The sequence below is a fragment of the Cypionkella psychrotolerans genome, from assembly GCF_001294535.1.
GTDB lineage: Bacteria > Pseudomonadota > Alphaproteobacteria > Rhodobacterales > Rhodobacteraceae > Cypionkella > Cypionkella psychrotolerans.
This window is the reverse complement of sequence record NZ_LGIC01000083.1, coordinates 96659-120401: the sequence shown is the minus strand read 5'-3', so window position 1 is coordinate 120401 and position 23743 is coordinate 96659. Positions and strand designations below refer to the sequence as shown.

The 23743-nt window shown below is 61.9% G+C and carries 28 protein-coding genes and 2 tRNA genes; 11 read left to right on the top strand and 19 right to left on the bottom strand.

Annotation, left to right across the window (positions count from 1 at the left end; translation table 11 throughout):
* Positions 1–25: 25 nt before the first annotated feature.
* Complete coding sequence (locus AKV04_RS19095) at positions 26–724, bottom strand: hypothetical protein (protein ID WP_156317683.1); 699 nt, start codon at positions 722–724, stop codon at positions 26–28.
* A gap of 313 nt (positions 725–1037) precedes the next feature.
* On the opposite strand from AKV04_RS19095, the gene murD reads away from it, so the two are divergent.
* Positions 1038–2438: a UDP-N-acetylmuramoyl-L-alanine--D-glutamate ligase gene (gene murD, locus AKV04_RS19090; RefSeq protein WP_054007990.1), complete on the top strand. Its 1401-nt coding sequence runs from the start codon at positions 1038–1040 to the stop codon at positions 2436–2438.
* Between the two features lie 213 nt (positions 2439–2651).
* On the opposite strand, the gene AKV04_RS19085 is transcribed toward murD, so the two are convergent.
* The gene (locus tag AKV04_RS19085; protein ID WP_054007989.1) at positions 2652–3266 is read right to left on the bottom strand and encodes an NUDIX hydrolase; all 615 of its coding nucleotides are present in this window, start codon (positions 3264–3266) and stop codon (positions 2652–2654) included.
* Positions 3263–3733, bottom strand: a complete 471-nt coding sequence (locus tag AKV04_RS19080) for a DUF983 domain-containing protein (protein ID WP_082351744.1) — start codon at positions 3731–3733, stop codon at positions 3263–3265. The genes AKV04_RS19085 and AKV04_RS19080 overlap by 4 nt, the downstream gene beginning before the upstream one ends.
* Positions 3734–3930: 197 nt before the next feature.
* On the opposite strand from AKV04_RS19080, the gene AKV04_RS19075 reads away from it, so the two are divergent.
* The 4 genes from AKV04_RS19075 (at position 3931) to AKV04_RS19060 (ending at position 6181) form a co-directional block, all read left to right on the top strand.
* On the top strand, positions 3931–4533 hold the full coding sequence (locus AKV04_RS19075; RefSeq protein WP_235815712.1) for an EF-hand domain-containing protein: 603 nt from the start codon (positions 3931–3933) through the stop codon (positions 4531–4533).
* Positions 4534–4714: 181 nt separating this feature from the next.
* Positions 4715–5314 carry an RNA polymerase sigma factor gene (locus AKV04_RS19070; protein ID WP_054007988.1) on the top strand — a complete coding sequence of 200 codons (600 nt, stop codon included), beginning with the start codon at positions 4715–4717 and terminating at the stop codon, positions 5312–5314.
* Between the two features lie 12 nt (positions 5315–5326).
* Positions 5327–5659, top strand: coding sequence for a dihydroorotate dehydrogenase (locus tag AKV04_RS19065; protein WP_156317679.1), 333 nt, complete (start codon positions 5327–5329; stop codon positions 5657–5659).
* Positions 5660–5662: 3 nt separating this feature from the next.
* Positions 5663–6181 (top strand): periplasmic heavy metal sensor, encoded by a 519-nt coding sequence (locus AKV04_RS19060; RefSeq protein WP_054007986.1) that lies wholly within the window; start codon positions 5663–5665, stop codon positions 6179–6181.
* 60 nt (positions 6182–6241) lie between these two features.
* Here AKV04_RS19060 and AKV04_RS19055 read toward each other — a convergent pair whose 3' ends face one another.
* Positions 6242–7612: a diguanylate cyclase gene (locus AKV04_RS19055; RefSeq protein WP_235815711.1), complete on the bottom strand. Its 1371-nt coding sequence runs from the start codon at positions 7610–7612 to the stop codon at positions 6242–6244.
* Between the two features lie 155 nt (positions 7613–7767).
* Between AKV04_RS19055 and AKV04_RS19050 the strand changes: the two genes are divergently transcribed.
* The 5 genes from AKV04_RS19050 (at position 7768) to AKV04_RS19030 (ending at position 12257) form a co-directional block, all read left to right on the top strand.
* Entirely contained in the window at positions 7768–8049 is a 282-nt protein-coding gene (locus AKV04_RS19050; protein WP_054007984.1) for a DUF3572 domain-containing protein, read from the top strand.
* A 78-nt stretch (positions 8050–8127) separates the two neighbouring features.
* Entirely contained in the window at positions 8128–8814 is a 687-nt protein-coding gene (locus tag AKV04_RS19045) for an HAD family hydrolase (protein WP_082351752.1), read from the top strand.
* A 122-nt stretch (positions 8815–8936) separates the two neighbouring features.
* Positions 8937–10496 (top strand): trimethylamine methyltransferase family protein, encoded by a 1560-nt coding sequence (locus tag AKV04_RS19040; protein ID WP_054007982.1) that lies wholly within the window; start codon positions 8937–8939, stop codon positions 10494–10496.
* A 177-nt stretch (positions 10497–10673) separates the two neighbouring features.
* Positions 10674–11261, top strand: coding sequence for a heme NO-binding domain-containing protein (locus AKV04_RS19035; RefSeq protein WP_054007981.1), 588 nt, complete (start codon positions 10674–10676; stop codon positions 11259–11261).
* Positions 11262–11264: 3 nt separating this feature from the next.
* Positions 11265–12257, top strand: coding sequence for a GGDEF domain-containing protein (locus tag AKV04_RS19030; RefSeq protein ID WP_054007980.1), 993 nt, complete (start codon positions 11265–11267; stop codon positions 12255–12257).
* A gap of 12 nt (positions 12258–12269) precedes the next feature.
* Here the strand turns inward: AKV04_RS19030 and AKV04_RS19025 are convergent, their stop codons facing one another.
* The 5 genes from AKV04_RS19025 to AKV04_RS19005 all read right to left on the bottom strand — a co-directional run bounded on the left by AKV04_RS19025 (position 12270) and on the right by AKV04_RS19005 (position 16147).
* Positions 12270–12989, bottom strand: coding sequence for a sulfate/molybdate ABC transporter ATP-binding protein (locus tag AKV04_RS19025; RefSeq protein WP_054007979.1), 720 nt, complete (start codon positions 12987–12989; stop codon positions 12270–12272).
* Between the two features lie 11 nt (positions 12990–13000).
* The gene (gene cysW / locus AKV04_RS19020; RefSeq protein ID WP_054007978.1) at positions 13001–13891 is read right to left on the bottom strand and encodes a sulfate ABC transporter permease subunit CysW; all 891 of its coding nucleotides are present in this window, start codon (positions 13889–13891) and stop codon (positions 13001–13003) included.
* Positions 13884–14720 (bottom strand): sulfate ABC transporter permease subunit CysT, encoded by an 837-nt coding sequence (cysT, locus tag AKV04_RS19015; RefSeq protein ID WP_054007977.1) that lies wholly within the window; start codon positions 14718–14720, stop codon positions 13884–13886. The genes cysW and cysT overlap by 8 nt, the downstream gene beginning before the upstream one ends.
* Positions 14721–14726: 6 nt before the next feature.
* The gene (locus AKV04_RS19010) at positions 14727–15848 is read right to left on the bottom strand and encodes a sulfate ABC transporter substrate-binding protein (protein ID WP_054008052.1); all 1122 of its coding nucleotides are present in this window, start codon (positions 15846–15848) and stop codon (positions 14727–14729) included.
* Between the two features lie 74 nt (positions 15849–15922).
* Entirely contained in the window at positions 15923–16147 is a 225-nt protein-coding gene (locus AKV04_RS19005) for a hypothetical protein (RefSeq protein ID WP_235815710.1), read from the bottom strand.
* A 292-nt stretch (positions 16148–16439) separates the two neighbouring features.
* Between AKV04_RS19005 and AKV04_RS19000 the strand changes: the two genes are divergently transcribed.
* Positions 16440–16913: an Lrp/AsnC family transcriptional regulator gene (locus AKV04_RS19000; protein WP_054007976.1), complete on the top strand. Its 474-nt coding sequence runs from the start codon at positions 16440–16442 to the stop codon at positions 16911–16913.
* Here AKV04_RS19000 and AKV04_RS18995 read toward each other — a convergent pair.
* The 10 genes from AKV04_RS18995 to recJ all read right to left on the bottom strand — a co-directional run bounded on the left by AKV04_RS18995 (position 16910) and on the right by recJ (position 23697).
* Positions 16910–17509, bottom strand: a complete 600-nt coding sequence (locus AKV04_RS18995; RefSeq protein ID WP_054007975.1) for an alpha/beta hydrolase — start codon at positions 17507–17509, stop codon at positions 16910–16912. The genes AKV04_RS19000 and AKV04_RS18995 overlap by 4 nt on opposite strands.
* Complete coding sequence (locus tag AKV04_RS18990; protein ID WP_054007974.1) at positions 17506–18444, bottom strand: glutathione S-transferase family protein; 939 nt, start codon at positions 18442–18444, stop codon at positions 17506–17508. The genes AKV04_RS18995 and AKV04_RS18990 overlap by 4 nt, the downstream gene beginning before the upstream one ends.
* A 1-nt stretch (position 18445) precedes the next feature.
* Positions 18446–19255: a VOC family protein gene (locus AKV04_RS18985; RefSeq protein WP_054007973.1), complete on the bottom strand. Its 810-nt coding sequence runs from the start codon at positions 19253–19255 to the stop codon at positions 18446–18448.
* Positions 19256–19279: 24 nt separating this feature from the next.
* Positions 19280–19693 (bottom strand): DoxX family protein, encoded by a 414-nt coding sequence (locus tag AKV04_RS18980; RefSeq protein WP_054007972.1) that lies wholly within the window; start codon positions 19691–19693, stop codon positions 19280–19282.
* An 80-nt stretch (positions 19694–19773) separates the two neighbouring features.
* Entirely contained in the window at positions 19774–20307 is a 534-nt protein-coding gene (locus AKV04_RS27290) for a substrate binding domain-containing protein (protein WP_235815709.1), read from the bottom strand.
* Complete coding sequence (locus tag AKV04_RS27285) at positions 20283–20678, bottom strand: LysR family transcriptional regulator (RefSeq protein ID WP_235815708.1); 396 nt, start codon at positions 20676–20678, stop codon at positions 20283–20285. Before AKV04_RS27285 ends, AKV04_RS27290 begins: the two co-directional genes overlap by 25 nt.
* A gap of 120 nt (positions 20679–20798) precedes the next feature.
* Positions 20799–20873, bottom strand: a tRNA-Glu gene (locus AKV04_RS18970).
* Positions 20874–20927: 54 nt separating this feature from the next.
* Positions 20928–21734 (bottom strand): lytic murein transglycosylase, encoded by an 807-nt coding sequence (locus tag AKV04_RS18965; protein WP_054007971.1) that lies wholly within the window; start codon positions 21732–21734, stop codon positions 20928–20930.
* 92 nt (positions 21735–21826) lie between these two features.
* A tRNA-Glu gene (locus tag AKV04_RS18960) sits at positions 21827–21901 on the bottom strand.
* Positions 21902–21954: 53 nt separating this feature from the next.
* The gene (recJ, locus tag AKV04_RS18955) at positions 21955–23697 is read right to left on the bottom strand and encodes a single-stranded-DNA-specific exonuclease RecJ (protein ID WP_054007970.1); all 1743 of its coding nucleotides are present in this window, start codon (positions 23695–23697) and stop codon (positions 21955–21957) included.
* Positions 23698–23743: the final 46 nt, after the last annotated feature.

Sequence of the window (23743 nt, the reverse complement as noted above, 5' to 3'; positions counted from 1 at the left end):
TGCTGACCAGATCAAAGCCAGCAAGTCACGACCCCGGCAGCAGGTTGAACAGGCTACGGTCGCCAAACATCAACCCAGAATTCGCACCAAAGTTATAGGTCGCGCCAATCTTGGCATAGGTTTCCGATCCAGCATCGGTGTTCAACGCCCCAAGCTCCGCGAACATTTTTGAGCTTTCGCCCAAGCCGAACGAACCGCGCAAACCATAGCGTGTCAGCGACGTGCCATCAAACGAGCCGTGATCGAGCGACCCGCCAATGCCCACGCCATTGCCCATCACCATGCCGCCGCTGACACCCAGCACCGTGCCGCTGCCACCATCGTCTTCGGCATGCGCGACATAGCCCTGCACACCGCCTGTGCCAAAATTCTGCGCCGCCTCAAGCCCATAAATATCCGTGCGCCCGCCGTTCACCGCATCCATGCCGTAAAACGCGCCAAGGGCCGTGCTGTCGCCCAGCTTATAGGTGCCGTGCGTCACGAAATTCGTGGCCGTCTCATCGGCGAAGTTCAGCATATTGACGCCCAGATCCATCTGCATGCCAAACTGCGGTCCAAACGCCAGCTCGACTGAGCCGCTGATATTGGTCTTGGCCACCGAGAAATCATCGGTAAACCCCGATTGCGACAGCTTAACCTGCCCGCCTGTCATCTCGGCCTGGGCGGCTGAGCTTGCCAGAACAAGGCTAAGGGCGACGAGGGTGTGCTTGCTAACAACCTGCATAATGGTCACTTTCTTATTTTTGACTGCTTGGGTCAGCATAGAGTCACAGCGCGCGCGTCACCAGCTTTGAAGGGCAAACGCCCTGAGGTGGTGCGATAGTGTTGCGGTGGAGACTCACCTCAGACGCCTTTGCCAATCATAGGGCGGGGTTCACCCCGCCACGCCGGGAAAAACCTAACAACCTCTTAACACCTCACCCCTAACCCCTTGATAAACCACACCCCGCCCCTCTGTCCACGCGTGGACAGATGCCGCCTTGCCCCGCCCCCCCGGCTCGGGGCATTGTCTGGGCGAGATAAAACCGGAGGCTGCTATGATTCCCGTAAAAGGCTATGAGGGCCAAAAAGTGGCCGTGCTGGGTCTGGGCCGCTCCGGCCTTGCCACCGCCCGCGCCCTGACTGCTGGCGGGGCCGAGGCGCTGATCTGGGACGACAGCCCCGAGGCCCGTTTGAAGGCCGAGGCCGAGGGTTTCACCTGCACCGACCTGACCCGAGCGGGCGCTTTTGACGGCGTGGTGGCCCTGATCACCTCACCCGGCATCCCGCATCTTTATCCCACCCCGAACAAAGTGATCGCGCGGGCCTTGGAAGTCGGGGTGCCGCTCGACAACGATATCGGCCTGTTCTTCCGCAGCTTTGCTGGCCCGGAATGGGATGATTTCGACCTCACCCCCCGGGTGATTTGCGTGACCGGATCGAACGGTAAATCCACCACGACGGCGCTGATCCATCATATCCTTGAGGTGGCCGGACGGGCGACGCAGATGGCGGGCAATATCGGCCGCGGCGTGCTGGATATCGAGCCCGCGCAGGATGGTGAGGTGGTGGTGCTGGAACTGTCCTCCTACCAAACCGACCTCGCCCGCAGCCTGACCCCGGATGTCGCGGTGTTCACCAATCTCTCGCCGGATCATCTGGACCGCCACGCCGGGATGGGCGGCTATTTCGCAGCGAAGCGGCGGCTTTTCTCGGAAGGCGGCCCAGATCGCGCGGTGATCGGGGTGGATGAGGTCGAGGGGCGGTTTCTGGCCAACCAGATGTCGGAAGGCCCGCAGGATGACCGGGTGATCCGGATTTCCTCGGGGCAGAAGCTGGAGGGGTTTGGCTGGGCCGTGTTTGCCCGCAAAGGCTTTCTGGCGGAATGGCGGCGCGGCAAGCAGGTGGCCTCGGTGGATTTGAGGGAAGTGGCGGGCCTGCCGGGGGCGCATAATCATCAGAATGCTTGCGCGGCCTACGCGGCCTGTCGCAGCCTTGGGATCGGGCCGAAGCTGATTGAGACGGCGTTTCATTCGTTTGCGGGGTTGCCGCACCGCAGCCAGTTGGTCGGTGAGAAGGCCGGGGTGCGGTTTATCAATGACAGCAAGGCCACCAATGTCGATGCGGCGGCCAAGGCTTTGCAGGCGTTTCCGAAGATCCGCTGGATCGCGGGCGGGATGGGTAAGGAGGGCGGGATTGCGGGGCTGGTGCCGCATCTGGGATCGGTGGTGAAAGCCTACCTGATCGGACATTCGGCGCGCGATTTTGCGCTGGAATTGGGCGACACCGCCTATGAGATTTGTGAGACGATGGAGCGTGCCGTTTCTCGGGCAGCTGAGGAAGCTGTGGCGGGGGAGGTGGTGTTGCTGGCCCCGGCGGCGGCCTCGTTTGATCAGTATCCGAATTTTGAGGTGCGGGGCGATGATTTTGCCGCGCGGGTGAAGGCTTTGGTGGGGTGATGCCGGGAGGTCCCAACGCGGGACAATTTTTATTATGTTTTATTTCAAATGGTTATGGGTCGGCGTTCAGGAAGTCTTAACCTTTCTGCCCAATTGCTCTTTTTGAAATACTCCCGCCGGAGGCTTCGGGGGCTGGCGGCGCGTGCCTCCGGCGGGGATATTTGAGCACAGAGGATGACCTTAAGTGGGTGGTTTTGACGCTGGGTGGCTTGCTTACAACCTGCGGAAGGTTGGCACCGGACCGGAGTTGTCGAAGAACGGCACGCCGGGTTGGGTTTGGCCGCGCAAAAGGGCGGTCACTTCGGCGAGGACGATCTCGGTGATGAAGGGCAGATCGAGCGCGCGGGCGGCCGCGAGGCCAATCCAATGCAGGTGCGACAGCTCGGTCAGGGTGTCGGAGAAGGTTTCGGTGTCGCCCGCAACACCTGCGGCGGAGGTCAGGAAAAACCGCGCGTCAAAGCGGCGCGGGCGGCCCGGTGGGGTGATGGCGCGGAACATGAAGCGCAGGGCACCGGGGGCGGGACCCGGCAGCGAAAGCCCGGTTTCCTCGGTCAACTCGCGCAGGGCTGCGGTCGCAAGCGTGCCCGGTGTGGGGGCATCTGCGGGGCAGTTCAGCGTCAGGCGGTGGGCGCAATCGACAGTGAGGCCGGGCTGGGCATCGGTGGCATCTTCGGCATCGACGCCGCCACCGGGGAAGACGTACTTCGAGGGCATGAAGGCGGCGGCATGGCCGCGCTGGCCCATCAGCACCTCAAATCCGGTGCCCGCAGGCCGCCACAGCACGATGGTGGCGGCGGGGCGGATGGTCTCGGCTGCGGCGTTGCTCACAGCTGCTCGGGTGCGGCGGGGACGTTGGCGATGGTGCGGCCAAAGCCGTGCATCCGCTTGGCCCATTGCAGCCCGACCAGCGCGCCTTTCAGGCGCGGCAGCAGATAGAGCGACAGCGCCACGGTGCCGATGGAGAATAAGGTGACCAAAGTGGCAGGCTCGGGGCGGTATTTCACGAAGACGAACATCAAGAGCGGTGCCATCAGATGGCCGACGATCAGGATGGTGAGGTAGGCCGGGCCATCATCGGCGCGTTGCGCGGTGAAATCCTCGGAACACACCGGACAGCTTTCGCGCACCTTCAGATAGCCTTTCAGCAGGGGGCCCGCGCCGCAATTCGGGCAGCGCCGCGCCCAACCCCGGCGCAGGGCGGGCCAAGTCGGACGCTCGGCGAAAGCGTCGTGATCATGGGCGTGGTGATCAAGGGTCCCGTGATCGGGGGTAAGGTGCAGGGCGGCGTCGGTCATCGGAAAATCCTGAATGCGAGAGGCATGTTCTAACCGATGTGGGGACGAAAGTTGAGTGCTTACACGGGGGGGCGGTGCTTTGTCGCAAGCGGGGCTGAAAAAATCCAGCGGCGCTGCGCGACGGAAACCGAAAGCTGCGGCGTTTATCTGGGTATGAACGCCATGGCAGAGGCTGCGGCGAGCTTGAGGAGAACAGCATGCTTAACAGCAAAACGGCGATCAACAGCAAAATAGCGCGCTACAGCACACTGGCGGGCAATCCGAAACTGGCAGGGTCGGCCTTGATTCTGGTGGCGGCTTTGATGGGGGCTGCGGCCTATGCGCAGGATGCCACACCGCCGCAAACGCCGCATGGCGGGTTTGATTTTGCCACTTTGGACGCGGACAAAGACGGCAAAGTGACCAAAGCCGAGGTAGAGGCGTTCCGTGCCGCCAAGGTCAAGGCGATGGACGCCAATGCGGATGGCAAGATATCGGCAGATGAGCTGGCGGCCCCGCGGATTGCGGCCTCGACAGATCGGATCAAGGCGCGCTCGGCGGAGATGGTCAAGAAGATGGACTCGGATGGCGACGGGTTGTTGAGCGCGGCTGAGATGGCGGCGCGTCCGGGGCCGGAGATGCTGTTTGATCGGATCGACGCCAATGCGGACGGGGCGGTCACCCAAGATGAGGTCGATGCCGCGCGCAAGGCGATGCATGAGAAGCATGGCAAGGGCCACGGCAAACACGGCAAGCATGGTTCTGCGATGGAGGATGACATGATGGGCGGGCCGGATGGTGGGGATGATCCGGCGAACTGATCAAACCTGATCTGGCGCCCTGATCTGGGTTGGGGTCGATGATCCCCAGAGGCTTTGGCCGGGATCGGGGCGTCAGGGGTGGGGTTTGCGGTTGTTGCCGCAGACCCCACGTCACAGCGAAACCCAGATCTGTTGCGAAACATTGCCAGCCCGGAGCAAGCCGGGTAAGCCCGATCACAGGATGACAATGCCGCGCGATACCCTTGCAGACTTGGCCGATGAGGCGCTGGTGGTGCTCTATGCCCATGGCGACCCCGATGCCGCACGGCTGCTGGCTGGGCGGCTGTTGCCACGGGTTTTGGGCTATGCCGGGCGGATGCTGGCGGATCGCATTGAGGCCGAGGATGTGGCGCAAGAGGCGATGCTGCGGCTGTGGAAGGTGGCGCCGGAGTGGCGGCAGGGTGAGGCGAAGGTCTCAACCTGGATTTACCGGGTGGTGGCCAATCTCTGCACGGATCGTCTGCGGGCGCGTAGGCGGCGGCGGGCCGAGGCGCTGGATGATGTGGCGGAACCTGCGGATGGGGCGGCGTCTGTTGTGGCGGGGATGATCGAGGCGGATCGGATGGCGGCGCTGGATCTGGCTTTGGCGGCCTTGCCCGAGCGGCAGCGGGAAGCGGTGGTGTTGCGGCATATTGAGGGCTTCAGCAACCCCGAGATTGCCGAGATTTTGCAGATTGGCGTGGAAGCGGTGGAAAGTCTGACGGCGCGGGGCAAGCGGGCTTTGGCTGCGCTGTTGTCCGGGCAGCGGGCGGCTTTGGGGTACGAAGATGGCGGGGTGTGAGGAGGCGGAATGATGGATGATCTTGACGATCTGTTTGCCGGGGCATCGCGGGCTTTGGTTCCGCCCTCGGATGCGCTGATGGCGCGGGTTATGGCGGATGCGGCGGCATTGCAGGTGCGGCCTGTGGTGGCGGTGGTGCCGCGTGCAGGCTGGTTGGCGGGGCTGGCGGCATTGTTTGGCGGCGCGGGATCGCTGGTGGGTGTGGGTTCGGCTGCGGTGGCGGGGTTGTTTTTCGGCTTTGTGCAGCCCGAGGGTATGGGCGCGGTTGCGGAGATGTGGGCGGGGAGTGCGGTCGATCAGGTCGATTTGATGCCGCAGCTCGATGTGCTTTTGGCAGAGGAATAGGTGATGAGCGGAGCGGCTGTGGTGAAAGCGCCGGGCAAGGGGTTGCGGATCGCGCTGGCGGTCTCGGTGGCGCTGAACCTGGCCGTGGCGGGGCTGTTTGCGGGCTCGTTTCTGAAAGATCACGAGGAGGGCGGGCCGCGTGGGGTGCGCGAGATTGGCTTTGGTCCGTTTTCCGAGGCGTTGAGCCGGGACGATCGCAAGGCGTTGCGGCGCGCGTTGCTGGCGCGGATGCCCGAGATGCGGCAGGCGCGGCAAGAGGCAGGCCGGGATGCGCAGGTTTTGCTGGGGGTGTTGCGGGCTGATCCGTTTGATCCGGGCCAACTTACAGCGGTGCTGGAGGCGCAAAGGGTGCGGATGGCGGGGCGGTTTGAGGTGGGGCAGGGCCTTATGCGCGATTTGCTGGTGGCGATGACGCCCGAGGCGCGGCAGGCGTTTGCGGATCGGCTGGAGAAGCGCTTGCAGCACGGCGGCAAGGACGGGCTGGATAAGTTTGGCGATGAGGGGCTGCCGCCGAAGCCTTAGGGATTTCTGAATGTTACGTTGGGGCCGGGGGGCGACGCCTCGGCCTTTTGCAGGACCGTGTTAGGCGGCGGTGCGGCTGATAGTGACTTGGTTGCGGCCCGCCGATTTGGCGTAAAGCAAGGCGCGGTCGGCGCGGTCGATCAGTTCGGACAGGGTGTCTTTGATGCAGGGTGTCGTGGTATCGGCCGAGGTGGCAAGGCCGATGGATACGGTGACGTGCAGGCTGGAAAAATCGCCGATCCGCACCGAGGATTGCTCAACGGTGCGGCACAGGCGTTCGGCAATGCTGCGGGCCTCAGTAAGCGAGGTTTCGGGCAGAGCGATCAGGAATTCTTCGCCACCGATGCGGGCAAGCAGATCGCCCGCCCGCAGATTGCGGTTCAGCCTGTCGGCCACCTCGATCAGCACCGCGTCGCCTGCGGCATGGCCCCAGCGGTCGTTCACCGATTTGAAGCGATCCAGATCGACCACCATCACGGCAAATTCCTGCCCCGAGCGGCGGGAAATATCGGCGATGGCGGCGAGTTGCGCCATGCCGTAACGGCGGTTGTGCAAACCCGTCAGGCTGTCGATCATCGCCAAGCGCAATCCGTCTTGCACCGAGGCCCGCATCGCATCGGCCTCACGTTTTCGCACCAGCAGCCGGGCCAGACGCAGCGCGAGTTCTTCGGCGGGGATGCCATCTGCCACCAGATCATGCGCCCCAAGATCAAACGCCACCGCCGCCGCGATGGCCGAGCCGAGGCCGGATTGCACGCAAAACGCGGCATGGCGGCTGTGGGTGCGCGAGCGCAGTTCTGACATCAACCGCAGACCAGAGCCCGGACCGTTGAAATCGGATTCGATCAGGAAAACGTCGGGCGTGGCACCATGATGCATGCCTTCGGTCATCGCCTCTTCTGCCGTCATGGCAAGCACGCGGTCGGTTAGATGCGGGGCCACATCGCGGCGCAGTTTCAGCGCCACTTCGCTGCGTTGGGTGATCAGGGCGATCACGCCGGGTTGGTAAAACGTCGCCGGGGCTTCGGCCAGACCCAGCATGGCAATGCCGTCGTGATGCGGTGCGAAACCTTCCACCTCATCGCGGGCGCGCATGAAGCTGCGGATACGCGCCAACAGGCTTTGATCATCCAGCGGTTTTTGCAGGAAATCGTCGGCCCCGGCGCGGAAGGCGGCGCAGCGGGCTGTTGCATCCAGAAGCGGTGAGCAGATCACGATTGGCACATGCCGCAACGCGGGTTCCGCGCGCAATCGTTCCAGCAAGTGCAGCCCCGGCATATCTGGCAGGGAGAGTTCAAGCAGAATCAGATCGGGCGCTTCGGTCAACGCAAGTTTCAGACCGGCCGCGCCATCGGCCGCCAAAAGCGGTGTGTAGCCAGCAGCCGTCAGCCTGACCTTCATGACGATGCGATTTGTCGCAACATCGTCCACAATGAGTATCTTGCCGACCATTGTCGAAACGCCTGAGTTAAGTGTTAAGCTTGTGTTTCCAGTGTGCCGCCGAAAGGGTTAAGAAATCCTTTCCAAAACCAATATCTCAGATGCGCAATTGTCGCGTGACCTGTGCAAAACCTAGGAAATGCGGCATGAATAGGCGGGAATCTGCTGAAACTCTGGCTTTGCAGGCGTTTGCTTGGCTTTTGGCGCAGGATGATCTGGTGGGGGTCTTCCTTAACGCGACGGGCGCCGGGCAGGGGGAATTGGCCGCCCTTGCGGGTGATCCGGTGTTTTTGGGCGCGGTATTGGATTTTCTGATGGAGGATGATTCGCGGGTGATCGGATTCTGCGATGCCGCAGGCCTGCCCTATACGGCGGTGATGCAGGCGCGGGCGGGCTTGCCGGGGGGCGAATTGCCAAACTGGACCTGATTGCGTTTTCGGTTTGGGCGCGGCAGGGTGCGGGCCAAAAGCGGACCCGCTCAGCGGGCTGACCTAATGGAGACGAGCATGATTGAGGCGCTGATTTTCGACAAGGACGGCACGTTGTTTGATTTCCGCCTGAGCTGGGGGGCGTGGACTCGCAACCTGTTGGCCGAGTTGGGCGATGCCGATGGGCGGTTGGCCTCGGTTCTGGGCTATGATGCGGCGCGGAATGATTTTGCCGCCGACAGCCCGGTGATCGCAATGACCACGCCCCAGATCGCCGATATTCTGCTGCCGCATTTGCCGGGGCTGGGGTTGGAGGAGTTGTTGGAGCGGATGAACCAGCTTTCCGCCGATGCGCCGATGGTGCCTGCGGTGGATTTGCCTGCCGTGTTGGGGGCATTGCGGGCGCGCGGGCTGAAGCTGGGTTTGGCGACCAATGACACCGAGCTGCCTGCGCGGCGGCATTTGGCCGGGGCCGGGGTGTTGGAGTTGTTCGATTTCGTGGTGGGATGTGATTCCGGCTTTGGCGGCAAGCCCGCGCCGGGGCAGTTGCTGGCGTTTGTCGATCAATGCGGTTTGACGCCGGGGCGGGTTGCCATGGTGGGCGATAGTTTGCATGATCTGGATGCGGGCCGTGCGGCGGGGATGCATGCAGTTGCCGTGTTGACCGGGATAGCTCTGCGCGCCGATCTGGAGGCCCATGCCGACGTGGTTTTGACCGATATCAGCGAATTGGCGGCTTGGATTGACGCTTTGGCGGCGGTCTAACCGAGGCGCCGGATAAAAACGACACATTTACGTCGGGAACGTGGTGCGCTAAGGCACTGCGTTTCGTTCATCTTAGGCACCAGCAGCGGCCACGGTTGTGGTTGCAGGAATGGAGACGCCAGATGAGCGATGACGCAAGCCGCAAACGCATTCGTGCCGGGGGTCGGGCGGGCAACAAAAGCCGGGCGGGCTCGGCGGTGATTGACCAGATGCCGTGGCGGATTCCGGTGAATAATGATCGCCCGATTGAGCCGTTGGACGCCGATGGTGTGCAGGCGGTGCATAAAGCGACGATGCGGATTTTGAAGGAAATCGGCATCGAGTTTCTGAACCCGGAAGCGGTGGCTTATCTCAAGCAGGCTGGCTGCGTGGTGAATGGCACCAACGTCAAGATGGACGAAGATTTCGTCATGGAGATGCTTTCGCATGCGCCGGAAAGCTTCACCATCACGCCGCGTAATCCGGAGCGTGAGCTGATCATGGGCGGCAAGCATATGCTGTTTGTGAATGTGTCTTCTCCGCCCAATGCCTGGGATCTGGAGCGTGGCAAGCGGACTGGCGACTTTGAGACGTTCAAGGAATTCATGAAACTGACGCAGTATTTCAACTGCATCCATGTCGCGGGCGGCTATCCGGTGGAGCCGGTGGATATTCATGCCTCGGTGCGGCATCTGGACTGTTTGTATGAAAAGCTGACGCTGACCGATAAGGTGGTGCACGCTTATTCGCTGGGAGCCGAGCGGGTTGAGGATGTGATGGAGATGGTCCGCATCGCGGGCGGTCTTTCGCACGACGAATTCGACGCCAAGCCGCGGATGTATACCAACATCAACTCGGTCTCGCCGTTGCAGCATGATTATCCGATGCTGGATGGCGCGATGCGGTTGGCCAAACGCGGGCAACCCGTTGTGATCACGCCGTTTACCTTGGCGGGGGCGATGGCACCTGTCACCATGTCGGGGGCGGTGTCGCTGTCTTTGGCGGAAGGTTTGGCCGGGGTGGCCTTGCTGCAATATATCAATCCGGGCTGCCCGGTGGCGTTGGGGACGTTCACCTCGAACGTCGATATGAAATCGGGGGCGCCGGCGTTTGGTACGCCGGAATATATGCGCGCGACGCAGATGACCGGGCAGTTGGTGCGGTTTTATGGGCTTCCGCTGCGCTCGTCTGGCACCTGTGCGGCCAACGTGCCGGATGGGCAGGCGATGTGGGAAACCTCCAACAGCCTGTGGGCGGCGGTGCAAAGCCGCACCAACATGGTCTATCACGCGGCGGGTTGGTTGGAGGGCGGGCTGATCGCAAGTCCCGAGAAGTTCATCATGGACTGTGAAGTGTTGCAGATGATCCAGCGCTATTTTGAGGATGCGGTGGTGGCGGTGACGCCGGATGATCTGGCGTTTGACGCGATCAAGGCGGTTGGCCCCGGCGGGCATTACTTTGGTTGCCAGCACACGCAAGACCGCTACGCCACGGCGTTTTATGCGCCGATCGTGTCGGATTGGCGGAATTATGAAGCGTGGCAGCAGGATGGTTCGATCTGGACGGTGGAGCGCGCGCATCGGATCTACAAACAGATCATCGCGGAATTTGAAGCACCCGAGATGAACGGCAATGATCAGGAAGCGCTGCGGCAGTTTGTGGCCAAGCGCAAGCAAGAGGGTGGCGCACCGACCGATTTCTGATTGCTGGTAAGGGGTTAGGATGGGCCTGTGCGGATTTCCGCGCGGGCCGTTTTGCGTTTTTGGCGTGTGCTTGTGCCGGGGTGGCAAATCGGGGAAGCTCGGCGCAAGCCTTCGGGCATTTGGCAATTATTAATGCCCTGCGCTTACAGTCGGGGAGAATCATTTGCGAGTATCCCGATGCACGGCCTGATCAACCGCTCGATCCAGTGTTTTCTGCGCGACACCTATGGGGCGGCCAGCTGGTCTGCGATTGCGCGCATGGCGGGGCTCGGCTTTGACAATTTTGAACCGCTGCTGATCTATGACACGGCGCTGACCGAAAGCGTGATTGACGCCGCCGCCCGACATTTGCAGCGGCCCCGTGAGACGGTGTTAGAGGATTTGGGCACTTATCTGGTGTCGCATCCCAATCTTGAGGCGCTGCGCCGGCTGTTGCGCTTTGGCGGGGTGAGTTTTCAGGATTTCCTGCACTCGATGGAAGATTTGCCGGAACACGGCCGCTTGGGTCTGCCCGACCTGGAGGTGCCGGAATTCACCCTGATGGATCAGGGCGAGGGGCGGTTTTTGCTGCATGTCTCGCGGCTGATTGAGGGCGTGGGGCATGTGACGGTGGGGCTTTTGCGGGCGATGGCGGATGATTATGGCGCGCTGGTGGTGTTGGATCATGTGGGCGTTGAGGCGGGGCGTGAGGTGGTGGCGGTGCATCTGCTTGACCATGCTTTTGCCGAGGGGCGGCGGTTTGAACTCGCCATGCCGGAGGCTTAGGTGATGCCGGGGGTTGCGTTAAACAAGGCGGCGCTGTCGCGAATGATGCTGATGCATGTTGGGCTGAACGCGGCGGGCAAAATCAACTCGATAGGGCCGACCTTGGTCAAGCTGATTGAGGGGCCGCTGCCGTTGGGGGTGGGGTTTCTGAAAGTGTTTTCGGTGCGCCGACCTGCCGGGATCACCTCGATGGAGGATCTGCGGGCGCGGGCCGGGGTGCGGTTGCATGTCGATCTGCGCGGCAAGGGCGATACGTTTCGTGGGCTGGCGATGCCAACGAGTGATGGCGGGATGCTGCTGAATCTGTCGTTTGGCATCCGGTTGATTGAGGCGGTGCGGCAACATGCGCTGACCGATGCGGATTTTGCCGCGACCGATATGGCGGTGGAAATGCTGTATCTGGTCGAGGTCAAGCAGGCGGTGATGACCGAGTTGCGGCGGCTGAACCTGAGCCTTTTGGGCGCGAAGGCGACGGCGGAGGAACAGGCGCTGACCGACACGCTGACGGGCTTGCGCAACCGGCGGGCGCTGGAAGTGTCGCTGCCCGCGCTGATCGGGCAGGGCGTGGCGTTTGGCTTGATGCATATTGATCTGGATTACTTCAAACAGGTCAACGACAGCCTGGGACATGCAGCGGGGGATGAGGTGCTGCGCGAGGTGGCGAAAGCGCTGGTGGTGGAAACACGGGCGTCGGACATGGTGGCACGGGTGGGCGGCGATGAATTTGTCGTGCTGCTGCCGGGGCTGTCGGACTCGGTGCGCTTGAAGCAGATTGCGCGGCGGATCATTGAACGCTTGACGCAACCGATTGATTTTGAAGGATCTCCATGCCGGATTTCGGCCTCGATTGGGTTGACGATTTCGACACTATATGATCCGCCCGAGGCCGAGCGGATGCTGAGCGATGCCGATGCGGCGCTTTATGCCTCAAAGCGGGCAGGGCGGGCGCAGGCGCAGTTTTATCAGCCGACAGGGGATGATTTACTGTCGGCTTGAGGCTTCTGGCGGTCAGACTGCCAGAAATTCTTTCACGAAAGCCGTGGCGGGGCGGGCGCGGATGTCTTGCGGGCGGCCTATTTGTTCAATCCGGCCCATCGACATCACGACGACCAGATCGGCGAGTTCCATTGCTTCGTCTTGGTCATGGGTGACGAAGATTGTGGTCAACCCGGTGGTGTCGTGAATCTCGCGCAGGCCCGCGCGGAGTTCTTTGCGCACGCGGGCGTCTAATGCGCCGAAGGGCTCGTCGAGCAGCAGCATCCGGGGCTCGATGGCAAGCGCGCGGGCGAGGGCGACGCGTTGGCATTGACCGCCGGAAAGCTGGCTGGGATAGCGTGCGCCGATGTCGGGCAGTTGGATCAGCTCCAGCAGTTTGGTGACGCGGCGGGCGATTTCGGCCTTGGCGGGTCGCCCGGCGCGGGGGCGGGCACGCAAGCCGTAGGCGATGTTCTCGAATACTGTCATGTGGCGGAACAAAGCGTAGGATTGGAACACAAAGCCTGCGCGGCGGTCTTGCACTGTGAGGTTGGTGGCGTCCGAGGCGTCGAACAGAACCCGGCCTGCGGTCGGGAATTCGAGGCCGCCGAGGATGCGCAGCAGGGTGGTTTTGCCGGACCCCGAGGGGCCGAGCAGCGCCACCAAAGCGCCCGAGGGGATCGACAGCGAGACGGGGTGCAGGGCTGCCGTCGCGCCGAACTCTTTGGAAATCTGATCAATTTCGATTTGCATGGTTTGGCCTTTCAGGGACGGTGTGCGGCGGCAAGCTGATCGGCAAAGCGCCATTCCAGCAGGGTTTTCAGGGTGAGGGTCAGCAGCGCCAATAGTGCAAGTACGGCGGCGAGGCTGAAGGCAGAGACCGAGAGATATTCGTTGTACAGCATCTCAATGGTGATCGGCATGGTGGCGGTTTGGCCGCGGATTTTGCCCGAGACCACTGCGACTGCGCCGAACTCACCCATGGCGCGGGCGTTGCAAAGCAGCACGCCGTAGAGCAGCGCCCAGCGGATGTTGGGCAAAGTGACGGTGAAGAAGATGCGCCAGCCGGAGGCTCCGAGGGTGAGGGCGGCTTCCTCCTCGGCCTTGCCTTGTTCGATCATCACCGGGATCAACTCGCGTGCAACAAAAGGGAAGGTCACGAACATCGAGGCGAGGATGATCGAGGGCAGGGCGAAGACGATGGGGTAGCCATGGGCGACCATCCAGCCGCCAACAGCGGTGTTTGCGCCGAAGGTAAGCACCAAGCAGAGGCCCGCGACGACCGGAGAAACCGAGAATGGCAGGTCGATGAGGGTGATCAGCAAGGCTTTGCCGCGAAAGTCGTATTTGGTGATGAACCATGCCGCTGCGATGCCGAAGACGGCGTTAAGGGGGACCGCGACGGCGGCGACGATGAGGGTGAGTTTGATTGCAGAAGACGCCTCGGGGTTGGCGAGGGATTTGACGGCTTCGATGGCACCTTTCGAGAGGGCCTCGGCGAAGACGGCGACGAGGGGGGCGAACAGCAAAAGCGCGAGGAATAGCACGACGACCGCGATCAGGCCGAACCGGAAGCCGGGGAATTCGGTGGTGACCGGGCGATGCGCTTGCGAACCTGTGGGTTTCGGCCAGTGGTGGGTGGGGGTGTCAGACATAGCCAATCCTCCGGCGGCTGAGAACTTGGATGGCGTTGATCAGCAAAAGCATTGCGAAGGAAATCACCAGCATGGCGATGCCGATGGCGGTGGCACCGACATAGTTGAATTCTTCCAGTTTGATGACGATCAGCAAGGGCGCGATCTCGGTTTTCAGGGGGATGTTGCCCGCGATGAAGATTACCGAGCCATATTCGCCAACCGCACGGGCGAGCGAGAGGGCAAAGCCTGTCATTGCCGCGGGGGCCAGCATGGGAAGGACGACGCGGCGCAGGGTGTAGGCGCGGGTGGCGCCGAGGGTGGCGGACGCTTCTTCTACCTCACGCTCGATTTCTTCGACGACGGGTTGCACGGTGCGGGTCACAAAAGGCAGGCCGACGAAGATGAGGGCGATCAGGATGCCCCATTGGGTATAGGCGATCTTGAAGCCGAGGTCGCGGGCAATGGAGCCAAACGCGCCGTTGGGGGCATATAGGGCGGTCAAAGCGATGCCTGCGACGGCGGTGGGTAGCGCGAAGGGGAGGTCAACGGCGGCGTCGAGCAGGCGGCGGCCGGGGAAGCGGTAGCGCACCAAGACCCAGGCGAGGGCGACACCGAAGACTAGGTTGATCAGGGCGGCGATGAAGGATAGCCGGAACGACAGGAACAATGCGCCCCAGATGCGGGGGGTGTTCACCTCGGTCCAGAGGGCAGGAAAACCGGCAGTGGCGCCCTTCAAGAGAAGGGCGCCGATTGGCAGCAAGACCACCAGAGACAGCAGGGTGAGGGTGATCCCGGCACTAAGGGCCATGCCGGGAAGCGGGGATCTGTTGATCAGCGGTCTGCTCATGGGGCGTTACTTCGCGGTGTAGATTTGATCGAAGGTGCCGCCGTCGGCGAAGTGGGTTTTCTGTGCCTCGGCCCAGCCGCCAAAGTGGGAAATATCTACCAATTCGAGTTTCGGGAAGCGGGCAACGTCAGCCGGATCGGCTTTCGAGGTATCCCAGCCACGGTAGTAGTCTTTGAAGATGATGGCTTGGGCTTCGGGGGTGTAGAGGAAGTTCAGGTAAGCCTTGGCCAGTTTGCGCTGATCGTCGTTGTGAATGTTGGCCTCAACCAAGGCGACGGGCGGTTCGGCGAGGATCGAGAGCGAGGGCACGACGATATCAAACTGATCGTCGCCAAGCTCTTTTTCAGCCAAGTAGGCCTCGTTCTCCCAAGCCAGCAGCACATCACCGATGCCGCGCTGGGCGAACGTGGTGGTGGCGTCGCGTGCACCTTTGTCCAGCACTGGCACATGCTCCAGCAGGGTTTTGACAAAGGCTTGCGGGTCTTGGCCGTTCTTTTCTGCCCAAGCCCAAGCGGCGAGGTAGTTCCAGCGCGCGCCTCCGCTCGTTTTCGGGTTCGGGGTGATGACTTCAACGCCATCTTTCACCAGATCGCCCCAGTCTTTGATGCCCTTCGGGTTGCCTTCACGGACGAGGAACACGATGGTCGAGGTATAGGGTGAGGAATTGTGCGGCAGTTTCGACTGCCAATCGGCGGGCAGTTTGCCTTCCTTGGCGATCTTGTCGATGTCGGCGGCGAGGGCCAGTGTGACGACCTGGGCATCCAGACCTTCGATCACCGCGCGGGCTTGTGCGCCCGAACCGCCGTGGCTGGCCTCAATCGTCGGAGCCGGGTTGCCTGCGGCGGTGTAGCTTTCGATGAAGGCTGCGTTCAGGTCTTTGTAAAGTTCGCGCGTTGGGTCGTAGCTGACGTTCAGCAGGGTTTCGGCGTGGACTTCTTGCGCTGCCGAAAAGCTGAGATAGAGCGCCGAAAGTGCAATAAGGGCAGCCTTGCCGAGCCAGTTTTCGCGCACTGGGAAGCCAACGAAGTCGCGCTCGCCGGTGGTGATGGTGACGCGGCCATCTGCATGGCGCTGGGTGAGGGTGCCTTGGGCCGTCACGGTCCCTGCAACGGTGATGGTGGTGAGCATTGGTTTCTCCTGCGGGATGGGATGGCGTTTCGCCGGGAAAGGAAGGGCGGGGATGAACCCGAGAATGGGGGCGGTCATCTTGCGTAGGGGTCCAAGGGCTCGACGCGGGTTTCCCACAGGCGGGCATCGCGGCCGTCGAGCAATTCTTGCACCGCAGCTTGCGGATCGCGGGTGAAGCGGACCAGCGGGCTGCCCGAGACGCGGTGGGCGCGTCCGGTGCGGCGGTCGATCAGAGAAACCTGATAGGCGCAGGACATCGGCGCCGCATGGCTGAAGTCTGATTGGGGTGCTGCGAACATGGTGGTCTCCCTCTGGATTAGTTGGGTAGGGTCGAGTGTGTCGATACCCTTAATAACGACAGAGTTAGTCGAGTTTAGCAACGGAAAAATAACGCTCTTTTTTGTCGTGATTTTAGAAGAAAATTCTCCCTGCTTTATTCTCAATGGGTTGAGGGGATGAAGAGATGGTTTTCGTAGATATAATTGTTTTAAAACAATAGTTTATCGTACTTTTGAAATATATCACGATAAAGATGGTAGACATTTAGAATTTTTGCCTCATCCTAGGTGCAGAACCAGAAGGGGAACGGCTATGGCCGAACTTGATCAGATTGATCGCAAGATTATCGCCGAGTTGATGCGCGATGCGACGCTGCCGGTGGCGCAGATTGCCGACCGGGTGGGGCTATCACAGACGCCATGCTGGAAGCGGATTCAACGGCTTGAGGCCACTGGCATTGTCACCGGACGGGTGGCAATGGTGGACCCGGCGCGGCTTGGCTTTGGCCTGACGGTGTTTGTCGAGGTCGAAGCGGTGGATCATTCCGCCGAGTGGCGCGATGCCTTTATGAAGGCGACCGAGGCGATTCCTGAGATCATGGAAGTCTACCGGATGGCCGGAGAGATGGATTATCTGCTGCGGGTCTCGGTCGGCGATACGGCGGATTTTGACGGGCTCTACAAGCGCCTCACCGATGCGGTGGCGATCAAGAATTTCACCTCGCATTTCGTGATGGAGCGGATGAAGTATGGTACTGCCTATCCGGTGGATACGCAGCGCCGTTAATTGAGGCGCGTGCGCAGGAAGGTTTCGGCCAATGCCACGCCCGCGGGGGTGATGGTGTGACCGACGCCGGGCAGCAGATGGAGAGTGGTCTGCACGCCCGCTGCGGTCAGGGCGGCTTCGGCTGTGGTGGCCTCGGTGATCGGCATCACCGGATCGGTAGTACCGTGGATCAGCAGAACCGGGGTTTTTAACGCTGGCGTCAGCGGCGTTGGGCTGGCGAGGCGCAGCGAGAAGGCGACGACTGCGCCAACGGGCCAGCGGCCGGAGGCGACGGCATCCAGCGCCATGATCGAGCCTTGCGAGAAGCCGATCAGGGCGACGTTGTGGAGTTGGTTTTGCAGGCCATGGGTTTCGATGAGGGCACTGAGCGTCGCGTTGAAACTGGCGCGGGCTTCGGCGACTCGGTTGGGGCGATTGGCTCCGGTAACGTCGGTGATCGAGAACCACTGGCGGCCCGGCCCACCTTGGTCAAAGCGGTGTGGGGCGTCAGGGCTGGCGTATTCCGCACCGATATTTTGCGCGATGTGTTGGCCGATCGGGGCCAGATCCGCGCCGTTGCTGCCGACACCATGCAGCATGATCAACAGCTTGCTCATGCTTTGTCCCAAGGCAGCAGGGGTCCAACCGGGACAAGACCCAGCGGGTTCAGGGTTTTGATCGAGTAGTAGCCGCGTTTGATATGTTCGATGCTGACGGTGTCGCGGACGCCGGGTAGGGCCAGGATGCGCAGCATATAGGCTTGCAGGTGCGGGTAGTCGGCGATGCGTTTCAGGTTGGTTTTGAACAAGCCGTGGTAGGCGGCGTCAAAGCGGATCAGGCTGACGAAGGCGCGAATGTCAGTTTCGGTGAATGGCGCGCCGTGCAGATAGGGGCGATTGTCGGACAAGCGTGCCTCTAGGCTGTCGAGCGTGGCGAATACGTCCGCGAAGGCGGCTTCGTAGGCGGCCTGTGTGGTAGCAAATCCGGCGCGGTAGACGCCGTTGTTCAGAGCCGGGTAGATCTGATCGTTCAGCGCGTCGATCTCAGATCGTAGGGCCTCGGGGTAAAGGTCGGGGCCAGTGGCAAGGCTGCCGAAGCCGGAGTTGAGCATCCGCAGAATGTCGGCGGATTCGTTGTTGACCAGCGTGTCGGTGTGTTTGTCCCACAGCACCGGGACGGTGGCGCGGCCCGAGACATGGGCATCGGCGCGGGTGTAAACTTCGTGCATATAGGTGGCGTTGTGGAGATGATCGGCGGTGCTGCCGGGGTAGGTGCCGAAGCGCCAGCCTTGATCGGTGAGGGTGGGTTCGACCACGGACACGGTGATCGCCGACTCTAAGCCTTTGAGTTTGCGCGCTATCAAAGTGCGTGACGCCCAAGGGCAGATCAGCGCGACGTAGAGGTGATAGCGCCCGGCCTCGGCCTTGAAGCCGGAGGAACCATCCGGGGTGATCCAGTTGCGGAACGTCGATTGTTGGCGCACGAAGCCGCCTTCGGCATCCTTGGCCTGCACGGGCTGCCAGTTTTCCTGCCATTTTCCATCGACCAGCATCTTACACCGCCTTTGGTGACAGGGTGATCGGGGTGCCCCATGGGTCGGCCAGGGCGGCGGGCAGTTTGGCGCGCAGCGCGGAGAGGGGTTCGGCATCGGCGAGGATTTCCAGATCGGCGAGGCCCGTCGAGGGGAAATTGCGCTTGCCGGCCCCCCGGCTGTTCCAAGTGTTGGTGGCGATGTGGTGGTGGTATCCGCCTGCGCCGTAGAAGGCGGCGCCAGGGTAATGCGTGGTGATCGCAAAGCCAAGATCGCCGTTGTAGAAGGCTTCCGCCTCGGGGACCGATCCGGTTTGCAGATGGACGTGGCCGATCACGGTGCCCTCGGGACTTTCGGTGAACGGGGCTTTGGCGGCGGCGGCGAGGTTGTTCAGATCAAGGCCGTTGGTGGCCATTTGGATCTGGCCGTTTTGGGTTTTCCATGCAGAGCGCGGACGGTCGATATAGACCTCAATGCCGTTGCCCTCGGGGTCTGACAGATAAATCGCTTCGCTGACGAGGTGGTCGGAGGCACCCTCCAGCGGCAGTTGGCTGTCAGAAGCGTGCAGCAGCCATGCGCCAAGATCGGCACGGCTGGGCAGCAGGAAAGCGGTGTGAAACAGGCCGGCTTCTTTGGGGCTGCGGCGGCGGGCGGTTTTGTCGGCGCGCAGTTCCAGCAGGGGGGTGTTGCCCGCGCCAAGGCGCAGGGTTTCGCCATCATTGCTAAGTTCAGTCAAGCCAAGTGCTTGTTTGTAAAACGAACCGACACGCCCGATGTCATTCACCGTCAAGGCGACGCGGCCGATTTCCAAGGGTGCAGATGCAGTGGACATGTCGGTTCTCCGAAAGTTTTGGGGTTAGCCGCGGCGACCAAGCGATGCGGCACCGTCGCCGAGCAGGGATTGCACCACAAGGGCGATGATCCAGAATGCGGGATATTCCCAGCCACCGTTCTCGTTGGTGAAGAAGAAACCAGCGGCGAAATGCACGGTGACGATGGCCCCGAGCAGCACAGGAATCAGGGCGAGAGAGACGATGCGGGTGCGGTATCCGGCGATCAAGGCGAGGCCGCCGAGCACTTCAACGGCGATGATCAGATAAGCGAGCGGGCCGGGCAGGCCGATGCTTTGGAAGAAGCCAGCGGTGCCAGCGGGGGTGAAGACGAAGATTTTCAGGCCAGCATGGGCGAGGAACAGGCCGCCGAGGGCGAGGCGCAGGATCAGGGCGGCGAGGTCGGTCTGGCTGGTGGATTGGGAAGGTAGGGCGGTCATTGCGGTTATCCTTTGGGTTTGGATTGATGAGCGCAATATGGCTCTTTCCGATTGGATTGATAATCTTGCCAAATGGAAGATCATTCCGTCCGATTTGGAAGGGGTGTGCTGGGGTGCGGCAGATGTTGCACCAGAAAATCAATCAGCACCCGCATCTTCAGCGCCAGATGCCGACCAGAGGGATACAGCGCAAACACCCCCATCGGCGGTTCTTCATAAGCGGCCAGCAGGCGGACGAGGCGGCCACTGGCAAGGCTATCGGCCAGAACAAAATCGGGGGATGAGGCGATGCCAAGCCCGGATTCGGCGGCGATCATACAGGCGGAAGCGTTGGAAAACGTCAGCCGTCCCATGACGGCAACACGTTGATTTTGCGCAAAAGTCCAACGCAGCGGGTCGCGGTAATTAGTGTCGATCAGACAGTCATGCCCGGCCAAATCTTGCGGTGTTTGCGGAACACCCCGTGCGACAAGATAGGCTGGGGAGGCCGCCACGATCAGTTGCGAGTTGCACAGTTTGCGCGCGATCAGTGTGGTGTCGCCGGGTTTACCGACCCGCACCGCCATATCGAACCCCTCATCGACAAGGTTCACAAGGCGGTCTGAGAAATGCACATCCAGCGCAATCTCGGGATAGGCTTTGGCAAAATCGGCAAGGCGGGGGGCAGCCGGATGGTGCCAAAGCTTAGGGGCGCGCTGAGCCGGATCTTCCCGCGTGGCAACAGGGCGGCGTTGCGGGTTTCGGTATCGAGCGCGTCAAATTCATCGAGCAGGCTGCGCAGACGGTCGAAATAGGCCTGTCCGGCTTCGGTCGCGGCCAGCGCGCGGGTGGTGCGGTGCAACAGCCGCACGCCAAGCTCGGCTTCAAGCTTTGAGACCAGCTTGGAGGCTTGGCCGGAACTGGTGCCCAAGCGCTGTGCTGCGGCGGCAAAACTGCCGGTTTCCAGCACGGTGACGAACATCCGCTCGCTGATCAGCCGATCCATTGGCGCGCTTTCGCTGGGGAATTCAGTGAAGACTAGTGCGATTGCTGCGGTTTTGGAAGGAAGATGCTTAACTTAACGGTGAAGCCCAAGCGATGGGTTTCATTCATAAATTAAGGGAAGTGGCAGCCCGTAGGGGAGTCGAACCCCTCTTACCAGAATGAAAATCTGGTGTCCTAACCGATAGACGAACGGGCCACTGCGGCGGTTCCTAAGCGGTTGGCGCGCGGGGTTCAAGGGGGAAAAACCGATTTATCGGTCGATTTTTGCGCCCATCAGCGCGATGGCCTGCTGGTACACCTTGGCGGCGTTCCATTCTTTGATCACCGCGAAGTTCGGCTCGCCTTCCTGATAGCCCAGCCCAGGTTGCCAGCCCTTCTGGCGCAGGTAGTTTGCGGTGGTGGAGAGCGCGTCGGTGAGGTTGGTCAGATCAATCCGGCCATCGCCGTTGCCGTCCTGACCATATTGCAGCGCATTGCCGGGCAGGAACTGGGTGTGGCCGAGCTCGCCATGCTTTGCGCCGACAGATTTGGCGCTGATCGAGCCTTGATCGACCAGCAGCAGCGCGCCGATCAGATGCGGGCGGAAGAAATCTGTGCGGCGGCAGTCGAAGGTCAGGGTGGCGATGGCCGAGACGACATTGGTGTCACCCATGAAATTGCCAAAGCCGGTTTCCATCCCGTGGATGGCGAGCAAGACGCCTGCGGGCACACCATATTGCGCCTCAAGCCCTGCATAGAAGTCGGGATTCTTCTTTTCGCGTGCGCGGCCCTGCGAAATGATCGCATCGGCGCCGCGCACGGACAGGAATTTTTGTAGGGTGTATTTGAAGCTTTTCTGGTTGCGATCCGCCGCGATGGTGGCTTTGGAATAGCTTGCGCCCATCAGCGCCGCTCGGCCGGCTTCGCCGACGCCCTCGGCTTTGGCCTCTTGCGCCATATCGACCTTCCACGCGTCAAACCCTGATGAGGTGTTGCTGCAGGTGGCTGCCAAGGCGGGGGCGGTTAAAGTCAGTGAAAAAAGCATTGCGGTCAAAGATTTGGTCAACACGGTCTGCATCCAACAAGGAAAGATTGTGGGCAGAATAGCCGGGCTGTCGCGCGGCGCAAGGGGGCTGAAATTATTCAGCGATGTCAGGGTATTGGGAGAAGTGGCAGCCCGTAGGGGAGTCGAACCCCTCTTACCAGAATGAAAATCTGGTGTCCTAACCGATAGACGAACGGGCCACTGTGGTGCGGCGGTGTTTAAGGGCAGATTTGGCGCTTCGCAAGAGGAAAAATCATGCTTTTGCCGCATCCTCCAGGCGAAATTGCACCTTTGTGCGACCGCCCCATGTGTTCAGCTCTAGCCGTCCGGCCAAGTGAAAGCGTTGGTGGCCGGGGTTTTCCAACGCGGGGCCGAGGTCGGTGTCAAAAGCCCCAAACGCAATGCCTTCGAGGCGGGCACCCATGCTGTCGCCGAAGCTGATTTTCAGGTGTTTTTCGCCGATGCGGCGGGTGGTGACATTGGTGTCGGCGAAGGCAAAGCGCGGGGCTGGGGCGGAGGCTCCGAACGGGCCTGCGGACTCAATCTGTTCGACAAATCCCGGGGTTGCGGCGGTTGGCATCAGCAGGCTGTCAATGCGCAGATCCTCGCGCCCGCCCGCGCCTGCGCCTTGTTTGGCGAGCAGTTCGGAAAGGCGTTCCATCGCGGCTTCGAGTTTATCGCGCGCCACCGTCAGACCTGCGGCCATTTTGTGACCGCCGCCTTTCAGCAGCAGACCTTCGGTGGTCAGACGATGAATCGCCGCGCCGAGATCGACGCCGGTGACGGAGCGGGCGGAACCTTTGCCTTCGTTGCCATCAAAACCGATCACCACGGCGGGGCGATGACTGGCTTCTTTCAGCCGGGCCGCGACGATGCCAACGACGCCGGGGTGCCAGCCGTCGCCTGCGGCCCAGACCAAGGGGCCGTCCAAGCCGCGCATTTCGGCTTGCGAGAGGGCTTCTTCTCGCACCCGGGCCTCGATATCGCGGCGCTCGGTATTCAAGAGGTCAAGTTTTTCGGCCAAGGCGGTTGCCTCGGTTGGGCTATCTGTGGACAGCAGACGCGCGCCAAGGTCGGCTTGGCCAATGCGGCCGCCCGCGTTGACGCGGGGGCCGAGCAGGAAGCCAAGCGCGTATGGGGTGGGGGCTTGGTCCATGCGGGCGATATCGGCGAGGGCGCGCAGGCCTACACGTTCGCGGCGGGCCATCACCTTGAGGCCTTGGCGCACGAAGGCGCGGTTGACGCCGATCAGCGGGGCGACATCGGCGACGGTGGCGAGGGCGACGAGATCAAGCAGCGCCATCAGATCGGGGCCTTGGCTGCCGTCGGCGCGCAGTTGGCGGTTGGCCTCGACCAGCATCAGGAACACCACGGAGGCAGCGCACAGGTGGCCGAGGTCGCCGTCCTCATCCTGACGGTTGGGGTTTACCACGGCGAAGGCGGGGGGGAGGGTTTCTGCGCCGAGGTGGTGATCTAAGACCACCACGTCACATTTGGCGGCGGCGATGGGATCAAAGCTGAGGGTGCCACAATCGATGCAGAGGATCAGGTCGTGTTTGCTACCCAGTTCGGCCATGGCGGGCACGTTGGGGCCGTAGCCTTCGTCAATACGGTCGGGGATGTAGAGGGTGGCTGTAGCACCCATCGCGCGCAGCCAGATGATGAGAAGGGCGGCGGAGGAGCCGCCATCGACATCATAATCGGCAAAGATTGCAATGTGTTGGCGGGTTTTCAGGGCGTATAGGAAGCGGGCGGCGGCCTTGGCCATATCGCGCAGTTTCAGCGGATCTGGCAGCAGATCGCGCAGTTGCGGGGCGAGAAAGGCCGGGGCGTCTTGCGGCGTGACGCCGCGCGCGACAAGGGTGGCGCAGAGGGCGAGAGGCAGGCGGGTGAGTTGCGCCATCGCCTCGGCCAGACGCTCGGCCTCATCGCCGGGGCCGATCCAGCGGCGCTGGGTCAGCGAATGGTCAACCGAGAGAAAGGCGCGCTCTGTCATGGTTTGGGTGTGCCTGACAGAGCGGCGCGGAGCAAGGCGGAATTTG

What these genes read in the sequence shown, in the direction of transcription:
- AKV04_RS18985 (WP_054007973.1), bottom strand. Translation starts at nt 19,255, where the DNA reads ATGTCCACTGCATCTGCACCCTTGGAAATCGGCCGCGTCGCCTTGACG.
- recJ (WP_054007970.1), bottom strand. Translation starts at nt 23,697, where the DNA reads ATGACAGAGCGCGCCTTTCTCTCGGTTGACCATTCGCTGACCCAGCGC.
- cysW (WP_054007978.1), bottom strand. Translation starts at nt 13,891, where the DNA reads ATGTCTGACACCCCCACCCACCACTGGCCGAAACCCACAGGTTCGCAA.
- cysT (WP_054007977.1), bottom strand. Translation starts at nt 14,720, where the DNA reads ATGAGCAGACCGCTGATCAACAGATCCCCGCTTCCCGGCATGGCCCTT.
- AKV04_RS19070 (WP_054007988.1), top strand. Translation starts at nt 4,715, where the DNA reads ATGACAATGCCGCGCGATACCCTTGCAGACTTGGCCGATGAGGCGCTG.
- murD (WP_054007990.1), top strand. Translation starts at nt 1,038, where the DNA reads ATGATTCCCGTAAAAGGCTATGAGGGCCAAAAAGTGGCCGTGCTGGGT.
- AKV04_RS19010 (WP_054008052.1), bottom strand. Translation starts at nt 15,848, where the DNA reads ATGCTCACCACCATCACCGTTGCAGGGACCGTGACGGCCCAAGGCACC.
- AKV04_RS19025 (WP_054007979.1), bottom strand. Translation starts at nt 12,989, where the DNA reads ATGCAAATCGAAATTGATCAGATTTCCAAAGAGTTCGGCGCGACGGCA.
- AKV04_RS19050 (WP_054007984.1), top strand. Translation starts at nt 7,768, where the DNA reads ATGAATAGGCGGGAATCTGCTGAAACTCTGGCTTTGCAGGCGTTTGCT.
- AKV04_RS19045 (WP_082351752.1), top strand. Translation starts at nt 8,128, where the DNA reads ATGATTGAGGCGCTGATTTTCGACAAGGACGGCACGTTGTTTGATTTC.
- AKV04_RS19095 (WP_156317683.1), bottom strand. Translation starts at nt 724, where the DNA reads ATGCAGGTTGTTAGCAAGCACACCCTCGTCGCCCTTAGCCTTGTTCTG.
- AKV04_RS19005 (WP_235815710.1), bottom strand. Translation starts at nt 16,147, where the DNA reads ATGTTCGCAGCACCCCAATCAGACTTCAGCCATGCGGCGCCGATGTCC.
- AKV04_RS18965 (WP_054007971.1), bottom strand. Translation starts at nt 21,734, where the DNA reads ATGCAGACCGTGTTGACCAAATCTTTGACCGCAATGCTTTTTTCACTG.
- AKV04_RS19035 (WP_054007981.1), top strand. Translation starts at nt 10,674, where the DNA reads ATGCACGGCCTGATCAACCGCTCGATCCAGTGTTTTCTGCGCGACACC.
- AKV04_RS19065 (WP_156317679.1), top strand. Translation starts at nt 5,327, where the DNA reads ATGGATGATCTTGACGATCTGTTTGCCGGGGCATCGCGGGCTTTGGTT.
- AKV04_RS19075 (WP_235815712.1), top strand. Translation starts at nt 3,931, where the DNA reads ATGCTTAACAGCAAAACGGCGATCAACAGCAAAATAGCGCGCTACAGC.
- AKV04_RS18980 (WP_054007972.1), bottom strand. Translation starts at nt 19,693, where the DNA reads ATGACCGCCCTACCTTCCCAATCCACCAGCCAGACCGACCTCGCCGCC.
- AKV04_RS19060 (WP_054007986.1), top strand. Translation starts at nt 5,663, where the DNA reads ATGAGCGGAGCGGCTGTGGTGAAAGCGCCGGGCAAGGGGTTGCGGATC.
- AKV04_RS27285 (WP_235815708.1), bottom strand. Translation starts at nt 20,678, where the DNA reads ATGGATCGGCTGATCAGCGAGCGGATGTTCGTCACCGTGCTGGAAACC.
- AKV04_RS18995 (WP_054007975.1), bottom strand. Translation starts at nt 17,509, where the DNA reads ATGAGCAAGCTGTTGATCATGCTGCATGGTGTCGGCAGCAACGGCGCG.
- AKV04_RS19080 (WP_082351744.1), bottom strand. Translation starts at nt 3,733, where the DNA reads ATGACCGACGCCGCCCTGCACCTTACCCCCGATCACGGGACCCTTGAT.
- AKV04_RS19000 (WP_054007976.1), top strand. Translation starts at nt 16,440, where the DNA reads ATGGCCGAACTTGATCAGATTGATCGCAAGATTATCGCCGAGTTGATG.
- AKV04_RS19040 (WP_054007982.1), top strand. Translation starts at nt 8,937, where the DNA reads ATGAGCGATGACGCAAGCCGCAAACGCATTCGTGCCGGGGGTCGGGCG.
- AKV04_RS18990 (WP_054007974.1), bottom strand. Translation starts at nt 18,444, where the DNA reads ATGCTGGTCGATGGAAAATGGCAGGAAAACTGGCAGCCCGTGCAGGCC.
- AKV04_RS19030 (WP_054007980.1), top strand. Translation starts at nt 11,265, where the DNA reads ATGCCGGGGGTTGCGTTAAACAAGGCGGCGCTGTCGCGAATGATGCTG.